Source organism: Winogradskyella sp. (assembly GCF_013213975.1).
In the GTDB taxonomy this organism is placed as follows: domain Bacteria; phylum Bacteroidota; class Bacteroidia; order Flavobacteriales; family Flavobacteriaceae; genus Winogradskyella.
This window is the reverse complement of the sequence record NZ_JABSST010000113.1, coordinates 1-7,055: the sequence shown is the minus strand read 5'-3', so window position 1 is coordinate 7,055 and position 7,055 is coordinate 1. Positions and strand designations below refer to the sequence as shown.

Below are 7,055 nucleotides of genomic sequence, written 5' to 3'. Positions count from 1 at the left end.
ATTTACTTATTATTTTTGAATTGCTAAAAGTTGATGAAGTCACCTTAGCTTTTGAGTGATTTGGTAAGTTAATTAAAGTTCCAAATTCATTTCGTCGAAGCAATATTACTTACATCTATTGTTGTATTTGTTTGGAAATTAGCACTTTATTAAAGATTTCTTAAAATAGAAACTTCAAATTCAGAATTTCATAAAAATGCATTCAATTTTTAGGTCAAATTTGGTTAATTGGTTTTTTTGATAGTACTTCATGTTGCTATTAATTTTTAAAATTACAGAGATGAAAATTGGAGTCCCAAAAGAAATCAAGAACAATGAAAACCGAGTTGGTATGACGCCAGCTGGTGTTTATGAACTCATTAAAAATAATCATACGGTTTATGTGCAAAAAAGCGCTGGTTTAGGAAGTGGCTTTTTTGATGAAGACTATAAAGAGGTTGGTGCAGAGCTTTTAGATACTATTGAGGAAGTATATGCATCTGCGGATATGATTGTAAAGGTTAAAGAGCCTATTCCGGAAGAGTACGGATTAATTAAGTCACATCATGTTGTATTTACCTATTTCCATTTCGCTTCTAGTGAACCACTTACCAAAGCCATGTTAAATAGTAAAGCAGTATGTATTGCTTATGAGACTGTAGAAGACGAAGATGGATCATTGCCATTATTAACTCCAATGTCTGAAGTTGCTGGTAGAATGGCAATTCAGCAAGGTGCTAAGTATTTAGAGAAACCAATCAAAGGTCGTGGAGTGTTATTAGGAGGTGTGCCAGGAGTACCCCCAGGAAAGGTTCTTGTTTTAGGAGCAGGAACCGTAGGAATTCAAGCCGCAAAAATGGCTGCAGGTCTAGGAGCACATGTTACTATTATGGACATTAATATGAAGCAATTGCGCTATGTAAATGATGTAATGCCAAATCATGTTGTTACTGAATTTTCAAGTGAATTTAATATCAGAAAGCGTATTCAGGATCATGATTTAATTGTCGGAGGAGTTTTAATTAAAGGGGCAAAGGCTCCTAAGTTAATTACGAGAGACATGCTTAAAGATATGCGTCCAGGAACAGTAATTGTTGATGTGGCTGTAGATCAGGGAGGTTGTATAGAAACAACAAAAGCTACAACACATGAAGATCCTACTTACATAATTGATGATGTTGTTCATTATTGTGTGGCTAATATGCCAGGTGCAGTACCATATACCTCTACACTTGCATTAACTAATGTGACCTTACCGTATGTATTGCGATTAGCTAACCAAGGATGGGACGTCGCTTGTGCTCAGGATGAATCCTTACGTAAAGGACTCAATATTGTAAAGGGCAAAATTGTTTATGAAGAAATTGCAGAAGCCTTTAACTGGTCTGTAGATGCTATGTAAACTGTCATAATAACCTATAAAATCTGCCAAATTTTCTTAACGAGAGTTTGGCTTATTTTTTGATGTGAATATATAGAACTTTAAATGCAAATCATTATGATGGGATATTATGTACTTGCTGGGGTTATTTTTCTGGTAAGTTCTTATGTAAGTAATAAGTTGAAAAGTAAGTTCAGCCATTATTCTAAGATTAGCCTTAGAAATGGTATGAGCGGAAGGGAGATAGCTGAAAAAATGCTTGCCGATAACGGGATTTATGATGTGGAGGTTATCTCTACTCCAGGACAGTTAACAGATCACTACAATCCAAAAAATAAAACTGTTAATCTAAGTGAGGCCGTGTATAATCAACGCAATGCAGCTGCAGCGGCAGTTGCTGCTCATGAAGTTGGTCATGCCGTACAACATGCTAAAGCTTATAGTTGGTTAGAAATGCGTTCTGCTATTGTGCCAGCCGTTGGAGTAAGTAGCAAGCTGTCTAACTTGGTGATCATGGCAGGTTTAGTTTTATCTGTTGGTGGTTCTGCTTTTGGTACTTCTATATTTTTAATTGGAATATTGTTATTTGCTGTAACTACAGCATTTACTTTTATTACACTACCAGTAGAATATGATGCGAGTAACAGAGCATTGGCATGGTTAGAGAACAAAAATATGGTATCTCAAGAGGAATATGCTGGTGCAAAAGATGCTCTTAAATGGGCTGCAAGGACATACTTAGTAGCTGCCTTGGGATCTTTGGCGACGTTACTTTATTTTATAAGTATCTTTTTAAATAGACGCTAATGAGTATCTATAAAGTTACTAATAAGCCCTGAATTTCAGCGTTTTTTTATGGCTATTTGTTTGAAAAGACTTACATTTAAGTCATAACTAAATCAAAAAATATGGAAAATCAAACACCCAACCCCTTTCCGGAGCAAGAACAAACCAAAGTATTAGTAGGAACACTTTCTGAAGTAGAGAGAGTAGCTTTTTATAAAAAGACCTATAGTCATGTGGCTGGTGGAGTATTGGTCTTTATTCTATTTGAATGGTTGTTACTTCAAAGTGATACTATTGTAGACTTTATGCTGTCAATGACCGAAGGTTACAAATGGTTATTAATGTTAGGGGGATTTATGTTGGCTACAAATTATGCTGAAAGTATGGCTATGCGAACAGAAGATAAGAATAAGCAGTATTTAGCTTATGGTATTTATATATTCTTTGAGGCCTTAATTTTTGTGCCACTAATTTACATCGCAGCATTTTATATGGAATCAGGTCCTGAGATTTTAAATCAAGCGGCTATTTTGACTCTAGCCTTATTTACAGGGTTATCTGCCGTTGTATTTGTTACTAAAAAGGATTTTTCATTTTTGAGAACTGGATTAACGATTGGCTTCTTTGTAGCGATGGGATTAATTATAGCTGGAACTATATTTGGCTTTAATTTAGGTTTATGGTTTTCGGTGGCAATGTGCTTATTAGCAGGAGGTTCCATTTTATATCAGACATCAATTATTATTAAAAAATATGGTGTAGAAGATTATATACCCGCTGCACTGGGCTTATTTGCTTCGTTAATGCTATTGTTCTGGTATATTCTAAGAATATTTATGTCTAGAGATTAGATCCCAAAAGGTCACTAAATAAAAGCTCTGAGAAATCAGGGCTTTTTTTAATTAAAACTGCAACCATAGCTTAACAGGAGGTATTTATGAGCTCTTGACTGTGATATTTCCCTAGTATTGCAGCAAATACCAAATTTAATATTGTGCTTTCCATTTCGGTTGTGAAAATCAAACTTAAATCGTAATAATGAATGTTGTACCTCACCACTCCTAAACAAGGAGTTGGTTAGTAGTTGTGCATAAGAAAATAGCAGACTAGAAGAATAGTAAAAATGGGTTAAAGGGAAATAGTTATTATCGTCCTGCAATGCTATCAGCTTGTTGAAGGAAGAAGTATTTTAACTGTAACCGAAGACAGCATAAAAGACATGAAATAGACTTAGATTGAGATTAATCATTTTATACCTTTATCTGTCTATTGATTTGTTGCTGTAAAGAAATAAAGGTTTCAGTTCTAGAAACACCTTTGATGCCTTGAATTTCCTTATTCAGTAAATGCATCAGATGTTCGTTGTCTTTAGATAGAATTTTAATAAAGATACTCCATTCTCCAGTTGTATAGTGACATTCTATAACTTCAGGTACGCGCTGTAGCTGTTTTACGGCTTCAGGATTGCTGACGGCTTTATCCAGATATACTCCTACAAAAGCCATAGTAGTATAACCTAAAATTTTTGGATTAATTATAAATTTAGATCCTGCTAAAAGCCCAGACTTTTCTAATTTTTTAAGGCGTTGATGAATTGCTGCGCCAGAAATTCCAACAGTTCTGGCTATTTCTAAAATTGGAGTTCGAGCATCTTCCATTAAAGCTCTTAATATCTTTTTATCAATGCCATCAATATGTATCCCTTTATGATTAACCTTCATTTTAATTTGTCTTTATTATTTGAAAGTTAAAAATATAAAATTGATTTCAATTTGTAAGCGTCAGGGTGTTAATGAACCAAAGTTGTAGTTCACAGGTTTAAGGGGTTATAACCTAAATAAGGTACTTCTTTTTCTTTGAATTGAACTCCATAGGTTTCTAGTTCTTCTAAAATAGGTGTATAAACCTCCTTAGAAATTGGTATCTGAACCCCTGGAGTTTTGATTTTACCATTTAAAATATCCATGGTTGCCATAGCCACAGGTAGACCCACAGTCTTTGCCATAGCGGTGTAGGTTTGATCTTCACCAACAACAACCATAGTTGCATCAATTTGATGTTTTTTACCATGTAATTCGTAACCAAATTTGTGATACATCACAATCATGTCTTTATCCTCAGAATTCAAGGTCCAACTATCCGTTAATATTTTTTGTAGGATTTGAGCAGGTGTTGCTTTATGCAGTTCTACCATTTTGTTTGCATTGAAAATATCAAGTTCCAGGAATTTATCCCAAACAATATCATCTTGATCAATTTTTAATGCGTGTCTAAATTTAAGTTCTACTGAGTCTGTTGGACTGTAAGGTAAAAAAGCGTTTACAAAATCACGATAGCTCATATTAGCGCTATCATCGATAGTATAACTATCGTCAGTCATTCCCAATTGTACAAAAACATTCCAAGCACGACTAAAGCCTACACGTCTCATAGTGCCTCTATACAAGGTTTTAATGTGGTCTAAGCCGTAAACATGTTGATATTTTAAAGAGTCTCTGTTAGCATAGGCTTCAAACCTCCCATAATTATCAACATCTAAAAATTCTGTACGTCTAAAGAGTCTGTTATACGGAATGTATTTAAATTGATCTTCTTGCAAGAATTTTGCTGCACCACCTTGACCTGCAACAACAACATTTCTTGGGTTCCACGTAAATTTATAATTCCAGAGATTATTATCACTCTCAGGTGCAACCAATCCACCAGTAAACGATTCAAATAAGATCATTTTACCGCCATTATCCCTAATACGGTCAATCACTTGCATGGCACTCATGTGATCTATTCCAGGATCAACACCTATTTCATTCATAAAGACCAAATTATTGGCTTTGGCAGCATCATCAAGCATTTGCATCTCTTTACTAACATAAGATGCAGTGACCATATGCTTTTTGTAGGTAATACAATCTTTAGCAACTTCAACATGAAATCTCGCCGGTAACATAGAAACAACGATATCAGCTTCTTTAACGGCTTCTGTTCTTGAATCAGCGTCAAAAACATCCAAATGAATGCTATTAGCTTTAGAGGTATTGCCAACTAAGTTTTGCACATTTTCTACATTGACATCTCCAATCGTTATGTGAAGATTTTCGGATTCAACTTTATCTAATAAATACTTTATGAGGTAAGACGATGATTTCCCTGCACCAATGATTAAAATCTTTCGCATAATGGCTTTATATGACTAATTTTGTTAGTACGAATGTACTAAATACAAAAAGCAAAAGAAACCTAAATTAGACTTTACTTATGAACAAAAAAATACTATTAACAGGCGCAATATTTGGAATAACAGGTGTCATTTTAGGAGCCTTTGCAGCACATGGATTGCAAAAGATAGTTGATGCTGAAGCTATTAAATCATTTGAAACAGGTGTGCGATATCAAATTTATCATGCCATATTATTGCTAATTCTAGGGGGTACTTCTTTTGTCACTTACAAGCGAAAGAAAGTCATGTTTTATCTCATAGTAATTGGATTAATTTTCTTTTCAGGATCAATCTATGGATTGGCTACTAATGACCTCTCTAGCTTTGATTTTAAGGCTATTGCAATGATGACACCAGCGGGTGGTTTCTTGTTAATCTTGGCCTGGATGGTTATGTTAATCGATATATTAAAGTCAAAGGTCGATTAATGCATTTCTCTAGGGCTGTTTTAAAATAAAGTTATAATTTTGCTCACCTAAACAACACAAAAATTATGGTAAACCATACGCAATCAACGAAAACGATTTCGTTAGAAAATTATGGCATTAAAAATGCTAAAGTCCAGTATCAATTAGAGCCCTTAAAGCTACAAGCTATTACCTTGGAAAGAGGAATGGGTAAAGAAACTGCTAATGGTACTTTGGCAATAAATACAGGGAAATTTACAGGGAGGTCCCCAGAAGACCGTTTTTTAGTTAAAGACAGCTACACAGAAGATAGAATTTGGTGGGGACCATCTAATAAACCAATTAGTTCAGAACACTTCGATTTCTTACAAGGTGAAATTGAAACTTACCTGAGCAATAAAGAAGTTTTTGTACGTGATGGCTACGTCTGTGCCGACTCTAATTATAAGATGAATGTTAGAACCGTTACAGAATATCCATGGTCTAACATGTTTGTCTATAATATGTTTTTAAGACCTACCGAAGAAGAATTAATAAACTTTGAAGAAGAATGGTTGGTGCTTTGTGCTCCGGGCTATGAATGTCCAGACCCAGAAAATCATGGGCTAAGACAAGGTAATTTCTCTATTCTCAATTTTACTAAAAAAATTGCCTTAGTCGGCGGATCTGCCTACACAGGAGAAATAAAAAAAGGTATTTTTACAGCATTGAATTTTATTTTACCGGTAGAGAAAAATGTATTGCCAATGCACTGCTCAGCCAACGTTGGGGAAAATGGTGAAACAGCAATTTTCTTTGGGTTATCAGGTACGGGTAAAACAACCCTATCTACAGACCAAAATCGTAAATTAATTGGTGATGATGAGCACGGTTGGACAGCAGAAAATACGGTCTTTAATTTTGAAGGAGGTTGTTACGCTAAGGCAATTAACTTATCGGCAGAACAAGAACCAGAAATCTATGGAGCTATAAAGCCTGGTGCTATTTTAGAAAACATCATTATGGATGAGCAGGGCAATGTAGATTATGCTGATACTTCCATAACACAGAATACAAGAGTAAGTTATCCTATTTATCATATTGATAATATTAAGACACCTTCTAAAGGAAATAATCCCAAGAATATATTTTTCTTAACGGCAGATGCTTTTGGTGTACTACCTCCAATTTCAAAATTAACTCCAGCTCAAGCAGCTTATCATTTTATTTCAGGCTATACGGCTAAGGTGGCAGGAACGGAAGCTGGAATAGAGGAACCAGTTCCTTCATTTTCAGCATGTTTTGG

7 protein-coding genes are annotated in these 7,055 nt (G+C 34.9%); 5 read left to right on the top strand and 2 right to left on the bottom strand.

What is annotated here, in order from left to right:
- Positions 1-280 precede the first annotated feature (280 nt).
- The 3 genes from ald to HRU49_RS13615 all read left to right on the top strand — a co-directional run bounded on the left by ald (position 281) and on the right by HRU49_RS13615 (position 2,997).
- Positions 281-1,381, top strand: a complete 1,101-nt coding sequence (gene ald, locus HRU49_RS13625) for an alanine dehydrogenase (RefSeq protein ID WP_296358099.1) — start codon at positions 281-283, stop codon at positions 1,379-1,381.
- 96 nt (positions 1,382-1,477) lie between these two features.
- Complete coding sequence (locus tag HRU49_RS13620) at positions 1,478-2,167, top strand: zinc metallopeptidase (protein WP_296358097.1); 690 nt, start codon at positions 1,478-1,480, stop codon at positions 2,165-2,167.
- A 101-nt stretch (positions 2,168-2,268) separates the two neighbouring features.
- Complete coding sequence (locus tag HRU49_RS13615) at positions 2,269-2,997, top strand: Bax inhibitor-1 family protein (RefSeq protein ID WP_296358095.1); 729 nt, start codon at positions 2,269-2,271, stop codon at positions 2,995-2,997.
- A 399-nt stretch (positions 2,998-3,396) separates the two neighbouring features.
- On the opposite strand, the gene HRU49_RS13610 is transcribed toward HRU49_RS13615, so the two are convergent.
- A complete protein-coding gene (locus tag HRU49_RS13610; protein WP_296358092.1) occupies positions 3,397-3,867 on the bottom strand; it encodes an Lrp/AsnC ligand binding domain-containing protein in 471 nt (156 codons plus the stop codon).
- Positions 3,868-3,956: 89 nt separating this feature from the next.
- Complete coding sequence (locus tag HRU49_RS13605; RefSeq protein WP_296358091.1) at positions 3,957-5,321, bottom strand: saccharopine dehydrogenase C-terminal domain-containing protein; 1,365 nt, start codon at positions 5,319-5,321, stop codon at positions 3,957-3,959.
- Positions 5,322-5,401: 80 nt separating this feature from the next.
- Here HRU49_RS13605 and HRU49_RS13600 point away from each other — a divergent pair, with 80 nt between their 5' ends.
- Together HRU49_RS13600 and HRU49_RS13595 are read left to right on the top strand one after the other, a co-directional pair.
- The gene (locus HRU49_RS13600) at positions 5,402-5,791 is read left to right on the top strand and encodes a DUF423 domain-containing protein (RefSeq protein WP_296358087.1); all 390 of its coding nucleotides are present in this window, start codon (positions 5,402-5,404) and stop codon (positions 5,789-5,791) included.
- A gap of 65 nt (positions 5,792-5,856) precedes the next feature.
- A partial coding sequence (locus tag HRU49_RS13595; RefSeq protein WP_296358086.1) for a phosphoenolpyruvate carboxykinase (ATP) occupies positions 5,857-7,055 on the top strand: 1,199 nt, incomplete at its 3' end.